Source organism: Flavobacterium pectinovorum (genome assembly GCF_900142715.1).
In the GTDB taxonomy this organism is placed as follows: Bacteria; Bacteroidota; Bacteroidia; order Flavobacteriales; family Flavobacteriaceae; genus Flavobacterium; species Flavobacterium pectinovorum.
In genome coordinates, this window is sequence record NZ_FRBX01000003.1 from 365,139 (window position 1) to 382,255 (window position 17,117).

Annotated in this window: 20 protein-coding genes; 11 read left to right on the forward strand and 9 right to left on the reverse strand. The window is 32.1% G+C overall.

Going from position 1 to position 17,117, the window contains the following annotated elements; genetic code table 11:
• Nucleotides 1-49: 49 nt before the first annotated feature.
• Both BUE22_RS12210 and BUE22_RS12215 read left to right on the forward strand, forming a co-directional pair.
• Nucleotides 50-1,855: an acyl-CoA dehydrogenase family protein gene (locus tag BUE22_RS12210; RefSeq protein ID WP_073395275.1), complete on the forward strand. Its 1,806-nt coding sequence runs from the start codon at nucleotides 50-52 to the stop codon at nucleotides 1,853-1,855.
• A gap of 325 nt (nucleotides 1,856-2,180) precedes the next feature.
• Nucleotides 2,181-3,275, forward strand: a complete 1,095-nt coding sequence (locus BUE22_RS12215; protein ID WP_073395276.1) for a glycoside hydrolase family 18 protein — start codon at nucleotides 2,181-2,183, stop codon at nucleotides 3,273-3,275.
• Nucleotides 3,276-3,329: 54 nt separating this feature from the next.
• Here BUE22_RS12215 and BUE22_RS12220 read toward each other — a convergent pair whose 3' ends face one another.
• Together BUE22_RS12220 and BUE22_RS12225 are read right to left on the reverse strand one after the other, a co-directional pair.
• A complete protein-coding gene (locus BUE22_RS12220; RefSeq protein ID WP_073395277.1) occupies nucleotides 3,330-3,848 on the reverse strand; it encodes a DUF4251 domain-containing protein in 519 nt (172 codons plus the stop codon).
• A gap of 5 nt (nucleotides 3,849-3,853) precedes the next feature.
• Entirely contained in the window at nucleotides 3,854-4,279 is a 426-nt protein-coding gene (locus tag BUE22_RS12225) for an META domain-containing protein (protein WP_042563165.1), read from the reverse strand.
• A 189-nt stretch (nucleotides 4,280-4,468) separates the two neighbouring features.
• On the opposite strand from BUE22_RS12225, the gene BUE22_RS12230 reads away from it, so the two are divergent.
• A complete protein-coding gene (locus BUE22_RS12230; protein WP_042563108.1) occupies nucleotides 4,469-4,996 on the forward strand; it encodes a superoxide dismutase family protein in 528 nt (175 codons plus the stop codon).
• 106 nt (nucleotides 4,997-5,102) lie between these two features.
• On the forward strand, nucleotides 5,103-6,305 hold the full coding sequence (locus BUE22_RS12235) for an LETM1-related biofilm-associated protein (RefSeq protein WP_073395278.1): 1,203 nt from the start codon (nucleotides 5,103-5,105) through the stop codon (nucleotides 6,303-6,305).
• Between the two features lie 35 nt (nucleotides 6,306-6,340).
• Here BUE22_RS12235 and can read toward each other — a convergent pair whose 3' ends face one another.
• The 4 genes from can to BUE22_RS12255 all read right to left on the reverse strand — a co-directional run bounded on the left by can (nucleotide 6,341) and on the right by BUE22_RS12255 (nucleotide 9,730).
• A complete protein-coding gene (gene can / locus BUE22_RS12240; protein WP_042563110.1) occupies nucleotides 6,341-6,979 on the reverse strand; it encodes a carbonate dehydratase in 639 nt (212 codons plus the stop codon).
• Between the two features lie 126 nt (nucleotides 6,980-7,105).
• Nucleotides 7,106-8,755 (reverse strand): SulP family inorganic anion transporter, encoded by a 1,650-nt coding sequence (locus tag BUE22_RS12245; RefSeq protein ID WP_042563111.1) that lies wholly within the window; start codon nucleotides 8,753-8,755, stop codon nucleotides 7,106-7,108.
• Between the two features lie 78 nt (nucleotides 8,756-8,833).
• Nucleotides 8,834-9,046 (reverse strand): hypothetical protein, encoded by a 213-nt coding sequence (locus BUE22_RS12250; RefSeq protein ID WP_242607161.1) that lies wholly within the window; start codon nucleotides 9,044-9,046, stop codon nucleotides 8,834-8,836.
• A gap of 204 nt (nucleotides 9,047-9,250) precedes the next feature.
• Nucleotides 9,251-9,730 carry a Dps family protein gene (locus BUE22_RS12255; RefSeq protein ID WP_042563113.1) on the reverse strand — a complete coding sequence of 160 codons (480 nt, stop codon included), beginning with the start codon at nucleotides 9,728-9,730 and terminating at the stop codon, nucleotides 9,251-9,253.
• 109 nt (nucleotides 9,731-9,839) lie between these two features.
• On the opposite strand from BUE22_RS12255, the gene BUE22_RS12260 reads away from it, so the two are divergent.
• Nucleotides 9,840-10,784, forward strand: a complete 945-nt coding sequence (locus BUE22_RS12260) for a LysR substrate-binding domain-containing protein (protein WP_073395279.1) — start codon at nucleotides 9,840-9,842, stop codon at nucleotides 10,782-10,784.
• Between the two features lie 32 nt (nucleotides 10,785-10,816).
• Here BUE22_RS12260 and BUE22_RS23915 read toward each other — a convergent pair whose 3' ends face one another.
• Nucleotides 10,817-11,014, reverse strand: a complete 198-nt coding sequence (locus tag BUE22_RS23915) for a hypothetical protein (RefSeq protein WP_042563115.1) — start codon at nucleotides 11,012-11,014, stop codon at nucleotides 10,817-10,819.
• 165 nt (nucleotides 11,015-11,179) lie between these two features.
• Entirely contained in the window at nucleotides 11,180-11,845 is a 666-nt protein-coding gene (gene mnmD / locus BUE22_RS12270; RefSeq protein ID WP_073395280.1) for a tRNA (5-methylaminomethyl-2-thiouridine)(34)-methyltransferase MnmC2, read from the reverse strand.
• Nucleotides 11,846-12,154: 309 nt separating this feature from the next.
• On the opposite strand from mnmD, the gene BUE22_RS12275 reads away from it, so the two are divergent.
• Nucleotides 12,155-13,225: a branched-chain amino acid aminotransferase gene (locus tag BUE22_RS12275; protein ID WP_073395281.1), complete on the forward strand. Its 1,071-nt coding sequence runs from the start codon at nucleotides 12,155-12,157 to the stop codon at nucleotides 13,223-13,225.
• Nucleotides 13,226-13,474: 249 nt separating this feature from the next.
• Here BUE22_RS12275 and BUE22_RS12280 read toward each other — a convergent pair whose 3' ends face one another.
• Nucleotides 13,475-13,855, reverse strand: a complete 381-nt coding sequence (locus BUE22_RS12280) for a pyrophosphohydrolase domain-containing protein (RefSeq protein ID WP_042563118.1) — start codon at nucleotides 13,853-13,855, stop codon at nucleotides 13,475-13,477.
• Nucleotides 13,856-13,937: 82 nt separating this feature from the next.
• On the opposite strand from BUE22_RS12280, the gene BUE22_RS23920 reads away from it, so the two are divergent.
• From BUE22_RS23920 to BUE22_RS12305, 5 genes are all read left to right on the forward strand, one after another.
• Entirely contained in the window at nucleotides 13,938-14,126 is a 189-nt protein-coding gene (locus BUE22_RS23920; protein ID WP_042563119.1) for a hypothetical protein, read from the forward strand.
• Between the two features lie 191 nt (nucleotides 14,127-14,317).
• Nucleotides 14,318-15,469 carry an SRPBCC family protein gene (locus BUE22_RS12290; RefSeq protein WP_073395282.1) on the forward strand — a complete coding sequence of 384 codons (1,152 nt, stop codon included), beginning with the start codon at nucleotides 14,318-14,320 and terminating at the stop codon, nucleotides 15,467-15,469.
• 64 nt (nucleotides 15,470-15,533) lie between these two features.
• Nucleotides 15,534-16,076 (forward strand): RNA polymerase sigma factor, encoded by a 543-nt coding sequence (locus BUE22_RS12295; protein ID WP_073395283.1) that lies wholly within the window; start codon nucleotides 15,534-15,536, stop codon nucleotides 16,074-16,076.
• A gap of 33 nt (nucleotides 16,077-16,109) precedes the next feature.
• Nucleotides 16,110-16,526 carry a hypothetical protein gene (locus tag BUE22_RS12300; RefSeq protein WP_073395284.1) on the forward strand — a complete coding sequence of 139 codons (417 nt, stop codon included), beginning with the start codon at nucleotides 16,110-16,112 and terminating at the stop codon, nucleotides 16,524-16,526.
• A 12-nt stretch (nucleotides 16,527-16,538) separates the two neighbouring features.
• Nucleotides 16,539-16,994 (forward strand): hypothetical protein, encoded by a 456-nt coding sequence (locus BUE22_RS12305; RefSeq protein ID WP_042563123.1) that lies wholly within the window; start codon nucleotides 16,539-16,541, stop codon nucleotides 16,992-16,994.
• The last annotated feature ends 123 nt before the right edge of the window (nucleotides 16,995-17,117 follow it).

Below are 17,117 nucleotides of genomic sequence, written 5' to 3' on the forward strand. Positions count from 1 at the left end.
TAAAATCTATTCTCTATATTCTATTTTCTTTTCTCTAAAAAAATAAAAAATGGCAGATACAATCGAAAAAAACGTAACCCGTGGTGGTCAGTTTTTAGTTAAAGAAACAAAGTGCGAAGATATCTTTACACCAGAAGATTTTTCGGAAGAGCAGTTAATGATGCGTGACTCTGTGAAAGAGTTTGTAGACAAAGAAATTTGGCCTAACAAAAATCGTTTTGAGAAAAAAGATTACGCTTTTACTGAAGAAAGTATGCGTAAAGCTGGTGAATTGGGACTTCTTGGAGTTGCTGTTCCTGAAGAATACGGCGGATTAGGAATGGGATTCGTTTCTACAATGTTAGTTTGCGATTACATTTCTGGTGCTACAGGATCTTTCTCAACTGCTTTTGGTGCACATACAGGTATTGGAACTATGCCAATTACACTTTATGGAACTGAAGAACAAAAGAAAAAATACGTTCCGAAATTGGCTTCCGGAGAATGGTTTGGAGCTTATTGCTTAACGGAACCAGGCGCAGGATCTGATGCTAACTCAGGAAAAACAAAAGCTGTTTTATCTGAAGATGGAACGCACTATAAAATTACAGGACAAAAAATGTGGATTTCGAATGCAGGTTTCTGTAGCGTTTTCATCGTTTTTGCCCGTATTGGAGATGATAAAAACATTACAGGTTTCATCGTAGAAAACGATCCGTCTAACGGGATTTCTATGAATGAAGAAGAGCATAAATTAGGAATCCGTGCATCTTCTACTCGTCAGGTTTTCTTCAACGAAACGAAAGTTCCTGTTGAAAACATGTTATCGGAAAGAGGAAACGGTTTCAAAATTGCAATGAATGCATTAAATGTTGGTCGTATTAAATTGGCTGCTGCATGTCTTGACGCTCAAAGAAGAGTTACTTCCGGAGCTGTAAAATATGCTAACGATAGAATTCAGTTTAATACTGCAATTTCATCTTTTGGAGCTATCCGTTCTAAATTAGCTGAAATGGCAACTAGCGCATATGCCGGAGAAAGTGCTTCTTACAGAGCTGCAAAAGATATTGAAGACAGAATTGCTGCTCGTGAAGCAGAAGGCACAAGTCATCAGGAAGCTGAATTGAAAGGTGTTGAAGAATATGCTATCGAATGTTCTATTTTGAAAGTAGCAGTTTCTGAGGATGTGCAAAATTGCGCTGACGAAGGAATTCAGGTTTTTGGTGGAATGGGATTCTCTGAAGACACTCCAATGGAAAGTGCCTGGAGAGATGCTCGTATCGCTCGTATTTACGAAGGAACAAACGAAATCAACAGAATGCTTTCTGTAGGTATGTTAATCAAAAAAGCAATGAAAGGTCATGTTGATTTACTTGGACCAGCAATGAAAGTTCAGGAAGAATTAATGGGAATTCCATCTTTTGATACTCCAGATTTCTCTGAATTATTTGCTGAAGAAAAAGGAATCATCGCTAACCTGAAAAAAGTATTTTTAATGGTTGCCGGAAGTGCAGTTCAAAAATATGGTCCGGATTTGGATTCTCACCAACAGTTATTAATGGCTGCTTCTGATATCTTAATTGAGATCTATATGGCTGAAAGTACTATTCTTAGAACTGAAAAATTAGCCAAAAATCAAGGTGAAGCTAAAGTACAAGAGCAAATTGCTATGGCAAAATTATACTTATACAAAGCTGTAGATATCGTGAACTTAAGAGGAAAAGAAGGAATTGCTTCTTTCTCTGAAGGAGACGAACAACGTATGATGTTAATGGGATTAAAACGTTTTACAAAATACACCAACTTGCCAAACGTAGTGGCATTAAGAGAAACAATTACCAATAAATTAGTTGCAGAAAACGAATACTGCTTCTAATATAAAAATAGTTTTTAGCTTTTAATTTGTTTAAACCCGCACTAATCCGAAACAGTGCGGGTTTATTTTTTTATTTTTTATTTTTTTTCACCATATAAGTTATATAAGTTCATTTAAAAATACTTTGCCGATATTGTTTGCGATTTTAATTACTTATATTTTCTAAAACGCATTTAAAACATATAGCTTATATTTTCTTATATAACTTATATGGTTTAAACAATCACAAATCTTTATTAAAATTACAATTCTGTTACACATTCTATAGCGATTTTTATATTCTAATGTTTTATATTTAGCATTTCAAAAAACTAATAGCTTAAAAATGAAACAAATTAACCTGATTGCCCTTTTATTCTTTTGTGCTCTTACTACAAATCTTTTTGCACAAAAGAATAAAAAAATGGATATCATTGCTTACTATACTGGTGATGATAAACTAATTAACGAATACGAAGTCAAAAAACTAGATCAAATTATCTTTAGTTTTTGCCATTTAAAAGATGGAAAACTAAGTGTAGATTCTGCTAAAGATTCTACTACAATTAAACATCTGGTTTCCTTAAAAGCTTCAAATCCACAACTAAAAATTGTGCTGTCACTTGGTGGCTGGGGAGGTTGCGAACCTTGTTCTGCAGCATTTTCGACTGCTGAAGGAAGATTGAAATTTGCAAAATCCGTAAAAGAAGTAAGTACTTATTTTAAAGTTGACGGTTTAGATCTTGATTGGGAATATCCTGCGATTGAAGGACTTCCGGGTCATTTATTTCAACCTGCCGACAAACCTAATTTTACGGAATTAATCAAAATACTGCGTTCTACTTTAGGAAAAAAATACGAATTGAGTTTTGCTGCCGGAGGTTTTCAAAAATATCTTGACGAATCTATCGACTGGAAAGCGATTACGCCATTAGTAAATCGCATCAATATTATGAGTTACGATTTGGTAAACGGTTATTCTAAAGTTACCGGACATCACACGCCATTATACAGCACAAACCCGAATGAAGAATCTACAGACAGAGCGGTTACTTTTTTACTAAAACAAGGCGTTCCTGCTGAAAAATTAATTATTGGCGGCGCATTTTATTCTAGAACATGGAAAAATGTAGAAAACGTAAACAATGGTCTATACCAAGCTGGAGAACATATTCAGGGCGCTGATTTCAAAAACTTTGCTACAACTTATACAGAAGCAAATGGTTGGAAATATTTTTATGATGAAAAAGCACAAGCACCATATTGGTATAATGCGGGTACAAAAACATTTGCAACATCTGATGATATTAAGTCTATCAAAGCAAAAACAGAATATGTAAAAGCTAAAAAATTAGGCGGAATTATGTTCTGGGAACTTACTTTGGATAGTCCTAAAAACGGAATGGTTAATGCTATTTATGAAGTTAAAACGGCTAAATAAATTCATTTAAAAGAATAAAAAACGGCAGTTGTCTTAGAGATAACTGCCGTTTTTTTATTTTTTAGTTTCTCTCTCTTTCGGAGCTCGAATTCTTCCATCGTAAGAAATGGATGCTCTGTTATTACTATTGATACTAACCGATGTACCGCCATCATAAAAAATAGTAAACAAAAGATCATACACATCATTTGTTCCCTTAACGGTTGTTTTGATCAGGTATTTTTTCCCCTTTTGTTCTACTTTGATGTTTTCTGGTTTTCCTTCAAATTTTATTCCGCCATCAGATCCATAACCTACGTTGAATGCTCTTCCAAAAAAAGGTAAATCGCAAACTACATTTTCTGAAGTAAATTTTATAAAATAGGTATTGTAATCTAAATTAAGCATTCTGGTTCCTTGCGGATAAGCTTTCTCTGCATCAAAAACAAAATTTTTAGAATTGATAAGTGCTTCAATTTCTTTTTGTTTTTGAAGTTCTTTTTCTTGTTTTAATTCTTTTTTGGTTTTTTCCTGTGCAAAACCATCAAAGCTAAAGAAACAAAACAGCATCAATAAAATGGCTACCCTTTTCATGATTTCTATTTTTTAGTGAATCGCATCATGGCAATATCACCGGAAATTAAATTCAGTGTTTTGCCATCATCTGTAATATCGTACGAAGTTATTTTTTGCAGTGTATTCATATACGTCTGCTCCCCTTGCCCATCTCCACACATCATTTTGGTCATTGCCATTGGTTGTGTAAAATCAATTTTGTTACCGTCAACGCTCAATTTTCCTGTGTATGAATTACAGCTGCTATTACCCGAAACACGGTTTTCTTTTGAGTCAAAAACTATTGTTGGTTTTTTATTTGGGTATAAACCATCAAAAGCAATTCTTGGTCCTGAAATATAATTGAGTTCCCAGGTTCCGTCAAGTTTAGAAACTGTACCTGTTTTTGTGCATTTACATGAGATCAATACAAGCCCTAAAAAAACTAAAATTAAAGCATTCTTTATCATAATATTACTGATTAAATTAAAAATTTCAATTGAATTATTTACGTAAAAATCGTACCTAGAACCGAATCATTTTTATAAAAACAGGAACAAAGCAAAACCAATAGTTTTGGTTTTTTTTAACTTTTGGCCTCAGAGAGTTTCAGTAATTTTATGCTAAATTTACTTATTATTTAATTAAATGCCTTAAAAATGAAAAAAATAATCCTCTCTTTCGCTATAATTACAGCCTTAATTGTTGGTTGTAAAACAAGTACAAAATCAAATGATGCTAAAACTTTAACAGTTGCACTCGAGCCAAAAAGTGGCAGCACTGTTACCGGAACAGCAACTTTTACTGAGAAAAATGGAAAAGTAACATTTACAGCAAAAATGGCCGGATTACAACCCGGAGTTCACGCTATACACATTCACGAAAAAGCAGATTGTTCTGCTGCTGATGCAAGTTCTGCAGGTGGACACTGGAATCCAACGTTTAAAAAGCACGGAAAATGGGGAGTTGGAGAGTATCACAAAGGTGATATCGGAAACTTTACCGCAGATGCCCAAGGTAATGGTTCTATCACATTGACTACTGACGAATGGTGTATCGGCTGTGAAGATGAAACAAAAAATATACTAGGAAAAGGTTTAATCGTGCATCAGGGAACGGATGATTTTACCACTCAGCCTACCGGAAACGCAGGCGGTCGAGCGGCTTGTGCAGGAATTATCAAGTAAAAACATAATAACCACTATTTTTTCACAAAATTTAGTGGTTATTTCATTTAAAATTTAAACATACCACAAGAAAAAGATATAGCTTTGTAGCCTCAAACTAGTAATAATGATTAACCCATCGGCACCCGGCTGGATCGATAAATTCTTTAGCGAACAAAAGTTTTCAGAAGCAATTCCTTTTGAAACTGTGGATTCTTTTTACTACAAAGTAAGAGAAACCGGCTTTATCTATGGGCACATTATTTCTATTGATTCTCAAATTCCAATTCCGATAAAAGGCTGGTTTAAAACTGAAATTTCTAAAATTGCCTTATTGAATACTTTATACGGTGTTTTTTGTTTAGAAAAAAGAAATTCCGAACCAAAGAATTTTATTGCAGAAGTTTTAAGGTTTTACAATGAAATGAATCCTGAAGGCTTTAATCTTTTTAAAATTTTACTTCCGAAAGATACTCCTTCCCTTTCTTTAGAAAATATAATCGATGAAAGAGTTCAGACTAATGATAGTATTATTAGTAAAAACTTTTCGCATTTGGTAACCAACGCTTTGTTGTTTATTGATGTTTTGGCTTTCAGACAGTATTTGGCTCATGGTGAAATTCCGGAGAAGTATTTAAAACGAATTGAAGAAACGGTGCTTGGTATTGTTGGTTTGGCATTAAAAACGAAAACAGTAAAATCACAGCATGACGATTTATTGATTAAACTTTTTGAGGCTTCTATTCGCTATTCAAAATTTTCAAAAGTTACTGTTGAGACTTTAGAAACCTTGCAATTGGATTATTTCATCAACAGATTAGAGCAATACTATTTGATAGATATGGCAGGAATGGCTTTATGGAGCGATGGTGTTGTAGAAAATGAAGAAGCTTATTTTCTATATTCATTAGGATCGATGTTGCGCGTTTCTGATAATTTTGTAACACAAAGTATTGATACTACACATAGTTTTATTACAACCCATAAACATAAAATTCCTTATTTTAATTACTCAAATCCGGTAAAACATTTTTACGACCAAATGACGCATACGGTTGTAAAACTGATTATAAGAAACAAAAACAGACTTGTTAGGGAAATTGTTCAAAGCAAAGAATTAATGGTTCTTTTGGCTTATTCTACAACGAGGGATCTGGATGCGAAAGAAAAGAAAAAAGTAAAAAAACAGCTTTTGGATATCTGTAAAACGATCCCGTCGCTTACTATATTTTTACTTCCGGGAGGAAGTTTGTTGTTACCGATTTTAATCAAGTTTATTCCAACCATGTTACCATCGGCATTTAACGAAAACCTGGACGAAAACGAATAAAAAAAAATCGCCCTTTTGAGGCGATTTTTTATTTCTTATAAATTACTAAGCTGGTAAACTTCATCTAATTCATCATTCGAAGCAATATTTACATTCAAATCGGTTACAAAACCAGAATTTAAACCGTAAACCCATCCGTGAAGCATTAAATCCTGACCGTTTTTCCAGGCACCTTGTACAATTGATGTTTTGGCTAAGTTGTAAACTTGTTCTTTGGCATTAATTTCAACAAAAGCATTAAAACGCTCTGTTTCATCTTCAATTGAATTTAAATATTTATCATGTAAACGATATTCATCTTTAATATGACGAATCCAGTTATCAATAATTCCAACAGACATATTTCCCATTGCAGCTTTTACACCACCACAACCGTAATGTCCGCAAACAATAACGTGTTTTACTTTCAAAACATTTACTGCATAATCCAAAACACTTAGCATATTCATATCAGAGTGTACGACCATGTTGGCAATATTTCTGTGTACAAAAACTTCACCCGGTTTAGCACCAATAATTTCGTTTGCAGGAACGCGGCTGTCAGAACATCCAATCCATAATAATGGCGGTGTTTGTCCTTTTGCTAAATCTGCGAAATAATTTGGGTCTAATGCTAATGATTTTTCTACCCATTCTTTATTGTTGTCTAATAATTTTTGATAAAATTCTCTCATAATGTATTACTATTTTATAATGGCATTTATAGTGTCTAAAAATATCAATAAAGACTACTTTTTGTAAAGTTACCTAAATTCTGATATTTCTTCACTTTAGAAATACCTAAAATTTATTTAATTGTTTTAAAATTGTTCTTTTGTAACTTCTTTCTTAACCAGCGCTCTTTTTGCAACATCATAATAATGTTCAATCGAAACGTGATTGTTATTATCCGGCGTATTTTCTAATTCATACGCTTTTTTGAAACCTTTCAGTTTCACCTTAATATTTTCGTCAATTGCACGTGTTTCTTTAAACTCGCGAATTAAATCAAGAACATCATGAGCAATATATTCCGTATCATGAGCATTGATGATTACTTTTGAATTTTCAGGAATTTCACTCAATGTTAATTTAATTGCCGCTTTGTTCAAAAATGAAACTTCCTGCGCCAAATCGATATGAATAACATCTCCGTCTTCGTATTCTTCCTTTTTAAAGCTGTAGGCTCTTTTCAGGTTTCCTCTCAATACAAAAATAATACTGATGATGATTCCTAATGCCACACCTTTTAATAAATCGGTCGCTACAACAAATACTAAAGTGGCAATAAAGGGCACAAACTGATATTTTCCTTTTTCCCAGAAATGGAAAAACGTTGCAGGTTTTGCTAATTTATATCCAACTAAAATCAAAACAGTTGCTAAAGTAGCCAACGGAATTTTGTTTAAAAGTGCCGGAATAGACAAAACACTTACTAATAAAAGTACACCGTGAATAATTGCCGACATTTTAGATTTTGCCCCGGCATTGTTATTTGCTGAAGATCTTACCACAACAGATGTCATTGGCAAACCTCCTAAAAGTGAACTTACTATATTACCAATTCCCTGAGCTCTAAGTTCAACATTGGTATCAGTATAACGTTTTTGAACGTCCATTCTATCTGAAGCCTCAATACACAACAAAGTTTCGATAGAAGCAACAATAGCGATGGTAACACCAACAACCCAAACCTGTGGATTTGTTACGGCAGAAAAATTTGGCGTAACTATAATAGATTTAAATTCATCAAAAGATTTTGGAACTGGCAGAGAAACCAAATGTTCTTTTGCAATTGCCAAAGAGCTTCCGGTAGCAATAAAAATTTCATTTAAGACTACTCCTAAAATAACAGCAATAAGCGCGCCCGGAACTAATTTTAATCGCTTTAAGAAAGGAACTTTATCCCAGGAAATTAAAATCGCCAGCGAAATTAATGAAATAACCACTGCTCCTAACTGAATATGATTGATAACATCGAATAAAAATGAAAATGAATTGCTTCCATCATTTTGAATAAATGCCTGATCGCCTTCAAAATCAGCATCGTAACCAAAAGCATGCGGAATTTGTTTTAGGATAATAATGATACCAATACCTGCTAACATTCCTTCGATAACATTGGTTGGAAAATAGTTTGAAATACTTCCGGCTTTTAAAAATCCTAATGCTAACTGAATTGCCCCGGCAATAAAAACAGACATTAAAAATACATCGAAGGCACCAAAATCAGTGATTGCGGTTAAAACTATAGCTGTTAAACCAGCTGCGGGACCAGATACACTAACATGTGACTGGCTTAAAAACCCAACCACAATACCACCAATAACACCTGCGATAATTCCAGAAAATAAAGGCGCTCCAGAAGCCATTGCAATACCTAAACACAACGGAAGAGCCACCAAAAAAACCACTAAACCTGAAGCAAAATCAGATTTAAGGTTGGCAAAAAGATTAATTTTTTTTGACATAATACAATACTAATAATTGATACATAAAAGATCTACTGTATTTATGATAGAATACAGTTTTTTAAATAATCGGAAGTATTATGACAAGTTGGGAGGTGGAGCAAAAATGCTCTGAGAAATATTATCAAGTTTGGCAATATTTTCAGAAACTATTGTTCTTTTTTCAATATAAGCAGGCAATAAAACTTCATGTTGAAGTATTGCCGGATGAACAGTTGCTTTAAGTTCTTTATGTGAATGCTCTTCTTCAGAAAAACTGAAAGATAAAGACGTATTATTACATTTCTTCATCAACGTTACTACTGTAGGTGTTGATAAGAAGGCAATAAATATGAATAATAATATGCGAGCAACTAATTTCATTGTGGCAAAAATAGCGTTAAACAAATAAAATCAAAGCGAAGAACGTAAAATTTTATAGAAATTTAACAAAAATAAAAAACAGAATGATGTTTAATTAACCATTCTGTTTCTAATTTATTTATAAAGAGCTTTTTACAACTCTTCTTCAAGCCAGGCATTCATCATCCAAATTGTTTTTTCCTGTTCGGCAATGAAATCACTCATCATAGAATTTGTTCCTTCATCATTAATTTCTGCTGCTTTATTAAGAATTTCTCTTTCAATTTTTAATAAATCAGATAAAGAATTAACGATTAAGTGCACTGCTTTCTCATCATTTGAAATGTTTTTTCCAACCGTTAATTTGTTATTTTGAATGTAATCTTCAAAAGTGTGCAACGGAGTTCCGCCTATGGTCAGGACTCTTTCGGCAATCATATCAATTTTCAATTGTGAATCTGTATATAATTCTTCGAATTTTACGTGTAAATCAAAGAAACGTTTTCCTCTAATATTCCAGTGAATTCCTCTTAAGTTTTGATAATAAACCTGAAAGTTTGATAATAAAACGTTTAGCTCTTTTACTAATAATTCTGACTCTTTTACAGGTAATCCTAAAATATTTGTTTTCATGTTTTTATTGTTTTTACAGTAACTTACTACAAATTTAGAGGAAGTTCTTTAAAAAAAGTATAAAAAAAAATTATATTTTCTTATTTTTGTATCAAAAATTACTATCAAAATGACGATAACTCAATTACAATATGTATTAGCTGTAGCCGAACATAAAAATTTCACGCTTGCTGCCGAGAAATGTTTCGTGACGCAACCCACTTTAAGTATGCAGATTCAGAAAATTGAAGAAGAATTGAATATTTTAATTTTCGACAGAACAAAAAAACCAATCCAACTTACAGAAATTGGTCAAAAGATTGTAAATCAGGCCAAAAATATTGTAAATGAAGCTGATAGAATTAAAGATATTGTAGAACAGCAAAAAGGTTTTATTGGCGGAGAATTTCGTTTAGGAATTATTCCGACGATTATGCCAACGCTTTTACCTATGTTTTTAAATAATTTTATCAAGAAATATCCAAAAGTGAAGCTTTTAATTGAAGAATTAAATACGGATGAAATTATTGTAAAACTAAAAAACGGACATCTGGATGCTGCGATTGCCGCCACTCCATTAGAAGATGAAAAAATTAAAGAAATCGTTTTGTACTTCGAACCGTTTGTGGCTTATATTCCGGAACAGCATGCTAATTTTCAAAAGGACGAAATTGAAGTTGCCGATTTAAACATCAATGAAATTTTGCTTTTGCAGGATGGACATTGCTTTAGAGACGGAATTTTAAATTTATGCAAAAACGGAACTGATGTAGAACAAAATAATTTTCAGATTCAAAGCGGAAGTTTTGAAACCCTTATAAAATTAGCCGATGAAGGTTTGGGCACAACGTTACTTCCGTACTTGCACACCTTAGATTTGAAAGATTCCGATAAACTGAAACTACGAAACTTTAAGGAACCAAAACCTGCCCGCGAGGTAAGTTTAATTTACCCAAAGAGCGAATTAAAAATGCAAATTATTGACGCTCTCAGGTCTACAATTGCCGGAGTTGTAAAAGGTGCAATTGTTTTTCAAAATGTACAAATCATTAGCCCGCTGCATCAAAAGAAATAAAATAAAAAAGGAGCTGATTAGGCTCCTTTTTTTTATACTTTGATGAGTAGTAAACTTGGTTTTAGTTCTGGTTTTTCAATAATAAAATTTAATAACCACTCTTGTAATTGCTCCATTTCGTATGGTAACAGCGTTTTGATAGCTTTTTCTAGTTCTTTACAGAAAAGTATCGGATCGAAACTTACTCTCTCAAGTATTGATTTCGTGTAATCAAACATCATTTTTGACATAATAAAATATGAATATGGGGGTTATTTATATTTCTAAACTCGCACCAAATGTAAACAAATATCACACATAAAGATGCTTTTTAACTTATTTTTTTAAAAATTTTAGCAACGAAACCGTTTTCTTAATAAACATAAATCAATATAGAATTATTCTAAATAACTGACTTAAGTGCTTTTAGTAGCTCTAAACATCTCACGTTTTCCTGGCGGTCCAGCTAACTTTTCTACGGTAAATCCTACCGAAATCATACTCCTTTTTACAACTCCTCGGGCAGCATAAGTTACCAAAACGCCATTTGGTTTTAAACTATTATACATTTTCTGAAAAATTTCTGTACTCCATAACTCCGGTTGAACTCTATATCCGAAGGCATCAAAGTAAATCAAATCAAAAATTTCATAATCGTCTATTTCATCAAAAAATTGTTTCCTTTTAGTTAACGAAAAGCAGGTGCTAATTTCAGTTTTATTATTCCATTCACATTTATGCATTTTTTCAAAAATGTTATCGAATTCCAATGCGCCGAGCTCCGTAACATAATTCATTTCTAAAACTTCACTTGCATCAACAGGATATGCTTCTACCCCCACATAATCTATATTTTGCTGTTTTTGGTTTGCTTCCAGAAAAGTAATAAAAGTATTAAGTCCGGTTCCAAAACCAATTTCAAGAATCGAAACAGGTTTATTACCAAATAATGAAAGTCCATTTTTTATAAATACGTGTTTTGCTTCCTGAATTGCGCCATGTTTAGAATGGTAACATTCATCCCATTCTTTCAAATGAATTGTTGTTGAGCCATCTAGCGTTTTAATTATTTCTCTTTCCACTTTTTTGAGATTACTAGCAGGATTTTATTCGTTTAAAACCCATTTTTCAAGTCAAATTTACTTAAAACAAATGCGTAAAGCCTTAAAATTCGATTGTTTTTTCATAAATTCTTTATAAAACTAAGTATTTTATTTCCGTTTATTATAAGATAAATAAATCTCAATTAAACACAGGAATTAATGCAGTTTTACCAAGCAAATTGTATAATTTTACTTAATTTTGCATTGAATAAAACCTATTTAACACCAAATCATCACTTTAGATTCATTTTATTGAGATGAGCATTACATAAAAAACATACATTACTTATGAGTACAACTCAAACAAACAAAATTGAAATCAGAAAAGCTACTTCGTCTAAAATAAGCGCAGTAGACTTTGAAAACTTAAGCTTTGGTGCTGTTTTTACAGACCATTTATTTGAATGTGATTTTAAAAATGGAGAGTGGCAAAATCCTGTCATTAAGCCTTATGCTCCTATTTTAATGGATCCGTCTTCAAAAGTCTTCCATTACGGACAAGCTATTTTTGAAGGAATGAAAGCTTATAAGGATGAAAACAATGATGTTTGGTTGTTTAGACCTGATGAAAACTACAAACGTTTCAACAATTCTGCGGTTCGTATGGCAATGCCTGAAGTTCCTGAAGACATTTTTATGGAAGGTTTAAATGAATTATTAAAAATCGATAAAGAATGGATTCAGAGAGGAAACGGAAGCAGTATGTATATCCGTCCTTTTATGATTGCTACAGGACCTGGTGTTATTGCAAATCCTTCTGACGAATATAAATTCATGATTTTGCTTTCTCCTGCAAAATCATATTATGGTGGTGAAGTAAAAGTAATTATTGCTGAACATTATAGTAGAGCTGCAAATGGTGGAATTGGTGCTGCAAAAGCGGCTGGAAACTATGCTGCACAGTTTTACCCAACTAATTTGGCAAACAAAGATGGATTCCAACAAGTTATCTGGACAGATGATGCAACGCACACTAAATTGGAAGAAGCGGGAACAATGAACGTTTTCTTTAGAATTAATGACACTTTATTGACTGCTCCAACAAGCGAAAGAATTTTGGATGGTGTTACCAGAAAAAGTTTAATTGCCATGGCAGAAAAAGAAGGGTTAAATGTAGAAGTTCGTCCGGTTATTGTTTCAGAATTGGTAGAAGCTGCTAAAAACGGATCTTTGAAAGAAATTTTTGGAGCTGGAACTGCTGCCGTAATTAGCGTAATTAAAGGATTCTCCTATCAGGATGTTTATTATGAAATGGATCCAATTGAAAATTCATACGCTTCTTTATTAAAAGAAAAACTAACAAATCTTCAAAATAAACTTTCTGAAGATACTTTTGGCTGGACTGTAAAAGTTCAATAATCGAAAGATATTTCAAAATAAAAACCCGACAAATTTAAAATCTGTCGGGTTTTCTGTTTTATTCTATTATTTATAATGTAAAAAAAATTAAACACATAGAAACATAGATTTTATATGCATAACAAAGAATATAAAAAGAAACAAGTTCCTCAAACATAGCTATGTGTATTAATACAAGTGAAAACGACTTTTTTCAAGCTTCAAAAAAACTATGTTTCTATGTGTTTAAAATATTTGCAACAAGATTTTTTATAGCAATTTCGAAAAATCCGGTTTAAAATAATTCGGGCCTTTCATTACCTTTCCATCTTCTCTGTAAATTGGCTGTCCATCTTCGCCTAATTTACTCATATTACTACGCTGAATTTCATCAAAAACGGCTTCAATTTTATCCTGCAAACCGTGTTCAATAATTGTTCCGCATAAAATATACATCATATCTCCAAGAGCATCAGCAATTTCGACTAAATCATTTTTTTGCACTGCATCGAGATATTCTTCATTTTCTTCTTTCATTAAATTATAACGAAGGTATTTTTTGGTTTCGCCCAAATCTGCAATTGGTGTTTCACTGTGTCCTATTTTAAAAGCCGTATGAAATTCTTTTACAGCATCTATTTGTTTCTTCATGATTTTATTTAGTTAAATGGAGTACCAAATTAGCAACTATTCATATACAATTCTCTAAATTTGTCAAAAATAATTTTCAACTATGTTTAGTCAGGGACAATTAATATTCGCAGTCTGTTTTTTTATCGCATTTGTAATCGTTATGATTTTTGCTTACCGAAAAGATCTTGCACTGCACAAAATTTTTTACAAAGGAAATTACAAAGTATTAATTGGTTTCTTACTTTTTATTGCGATTTTATTTGTCATCAAAATCTTTTTTAAAAGGTAATTCCGGAATTTATTTCTATATTTAAAATATAAAGACAGAAGCCTGAGATTTATACTTAAGTTTTTATTATTACCGTTCTGTCTAAATATTTTTATTGATCATATTATAACTAAAAAGTACCGTTTTATTTTTGCGCTATTCGCCAGACTAGTAATAAAATTTATAACTTTACGAACCAAATAACCTGCACGATGAAGATTTTAAAATATCTATTTCTATTATTATTACTAACTCTAGTTGCCCTAACTGTATTTGTTGCTACTCAAAAAGGAATTTTTTCTATTGAAAGAAGCAAGGTGATTAATTCACCCCGAGCTACAGTTTATAACTATGTAAATGATTTTAGAAATTATGAAGATTTTGAATCATGGTCTCTGGAAGATCCTTCAATGAGAATGACTTTTCCAAATAAAACTATTGGAAACGGAGCTTCATATTCATGGGAAGGTGTTGAAGGAAAAGGAAGTGCGATTACACTTAAAACAAAAGACGGCGAAAGTATTCAGCAAAAAATGAAATTTGATGATACAGAAGCGGATGTAAACTGGACTTTTAAAGACACTTTGGCAGGTAAAACTATTGTAACCTGGAAAGCCAAAGGAACAATGAGTTTTTTATTTAAAATCTATACCGCTTTAAACGGCGGATCTGATAATGTTATTGGTACTATTTATGAAAAAAGTCTTGCTAACATTGACAAAAACTTAGATTACGAAACTAAAACTTTTACTGTAAAAGTAAATGGTGTTGTTAAAAAAACAGAGACTCCTTATATTAAACAAACTTTTACGAGTGAAATCTCCAAAGTAAATAAAAATGCCAGAGTCGTAATTCCGAAACTGATTCATTTTAGCCAGACTAACGGATTACATAATAATGGAAAACCATTTATTATATATCATACTTACGATATAACAACAGGTTTGGCAAAAATTTCTATTTGTTTGCCAATCAATAAAGAGATTTCGATTAGCGCAGGAAGTGATATTTTAGCTGGAAAATTAAATAGTTTCGAAGCTGTAAAAACCACTTTAACGGGCGATTACTCGCATACTAATGAGGCAATTGTAAAAACAAGAGCTTTTATAAACAATGAAAAAATTGTTCCTGAATTGGGATGGTCGCATCTTGAAATTTTAACGGTTAGCAAATTGGATGTAAAAAGTCCGTCGAAATTAGTAACTGAAATTTATTTTCCAACAAAACCAAAAGTAGTACCTGTTCCGGTTGAAGCTCCGGTTTACAGACCGCAAACCCAAACACAGACACCGGCACAACAAAAACCAGCTGCTACAACAACTACGCCTACACCTGCAAAAGAAGAAGAGCAATCTGAATTCTAAATAAATTAAAAGGTAGATTAAACCTTTTGTTTTAAATTCATTCTAATAAGTTAAATGATAAAGCTTGACAAACGAGAAGGAATTTATCGCACAATTATTAGATCCTAAAACGCAAAACATTGCGTTTCAAAAACTCGTGTCTGATTATCAAAAACCACTGTATTCTCATGTTCGAAACATTGTTTTGAACCATGATGATGCCGATGACGTTTTGCAAAATACTTTTGTGAAGGTCTTTCAGTATTTAAAAAATTTTAAGGGAGAAAGTAAACTCTTTTCCTGGATGTATCGTATTGCAACCAATGAAGCATTGACTTTTTTGAGCCAAAAAGCAAAACTAAACGGAATAACATCTGAAGCTTTACAAAATAAAACAATCGACAATTTAAAAGCCGATACTTATTTTGATGGTGACGAGATTCAGATTAAACTTCAAAAAGCTATTGTAACATTGCCGGAAAAGCAGCAATTGGTATTTAAAATGAAGTATTTCCAAGAATTAAAATACGAAGAAATCGCAGAAATCCTGGGAACTTCGGTTGGGGCACTCAAAGCATCTTATCATCATGCAGTAAAAAAAATCGAATTATATGTTACATCAAATTAAACCTTTTGTTATAAAACATATCTTATAGACATTATGAAAGCATTTAAATTAGAAAACGAACCGAAAATAACAACTGGATTTAAAACTTCGGATGATTATTTTGATGATTTCTCAGCAAAAGTTTTACAGCAAATTAACGAAACGAAAGAAGTAAAAGTAATTCCGATTTACAAACGTAAAAATGTTCTTTCGATGCTTGCCGCTGCTGTTGTTTTTATAGGATTATTGATTCCGATAGTAAACAACTACAACAATACATCAAAAGAACTTGACGAAGCTACTTTAGAAACCTATTTAAGCTATCAATCTAATTTGAATCAATATGATTTAATTAAAGAATTGGATACAAAAGACATAGACAAACTTAATAAGAGTGTTGCTCTCGAACAGGAAACACTGGAAGATATTTTATCTTCAAATCCAAACATTGAAAATTTAATTTCAGAATAAAAAACTTAAAAGATGAAAAAAAATATACTACCGATTCTGCTATTTTTAGTAAGTTTTTCATTTTATGCACAAAGTGATAAAGATGAAAAACGCGAAAAAATAAAAGCTTATAAAGTTTCTTTTTTAACGACAGAACTAGAACTTACTTCAACAGAAGCAGAAAAATTCTGGCCGATTTACAACACTTATGATGACAAACAATTTGAATTGCGTCATGATAAAATGAAAACATATTTACGAAAATTAGATGATGATAATATCAATTCTTTATCTGAAAAAGATGCAGCAACACTTTTGGCACAAATAGAAAGTACTGATAAAGAATTATATCTTTTGCGTGAAAAATATATGACAAATCTTAAAAAAGTCCTTTCGGCAAAAAAAATACTAAAGCTTAAAAAATCTGAAGATGATTTTAACCGCAAATTGCTAAAACAATATCGCGATAAAGCTGCCAAAAAAGAATAAAAGAAACAACAGCGACAAGGCCCCTATATAATAATACTTACTTTATTATTTAGGGGTCTTGTTATTTTATTTAAGTAGTAAATCTAATTGTAATTTTAACCGCAAGGCACGCAAAATTTTTTA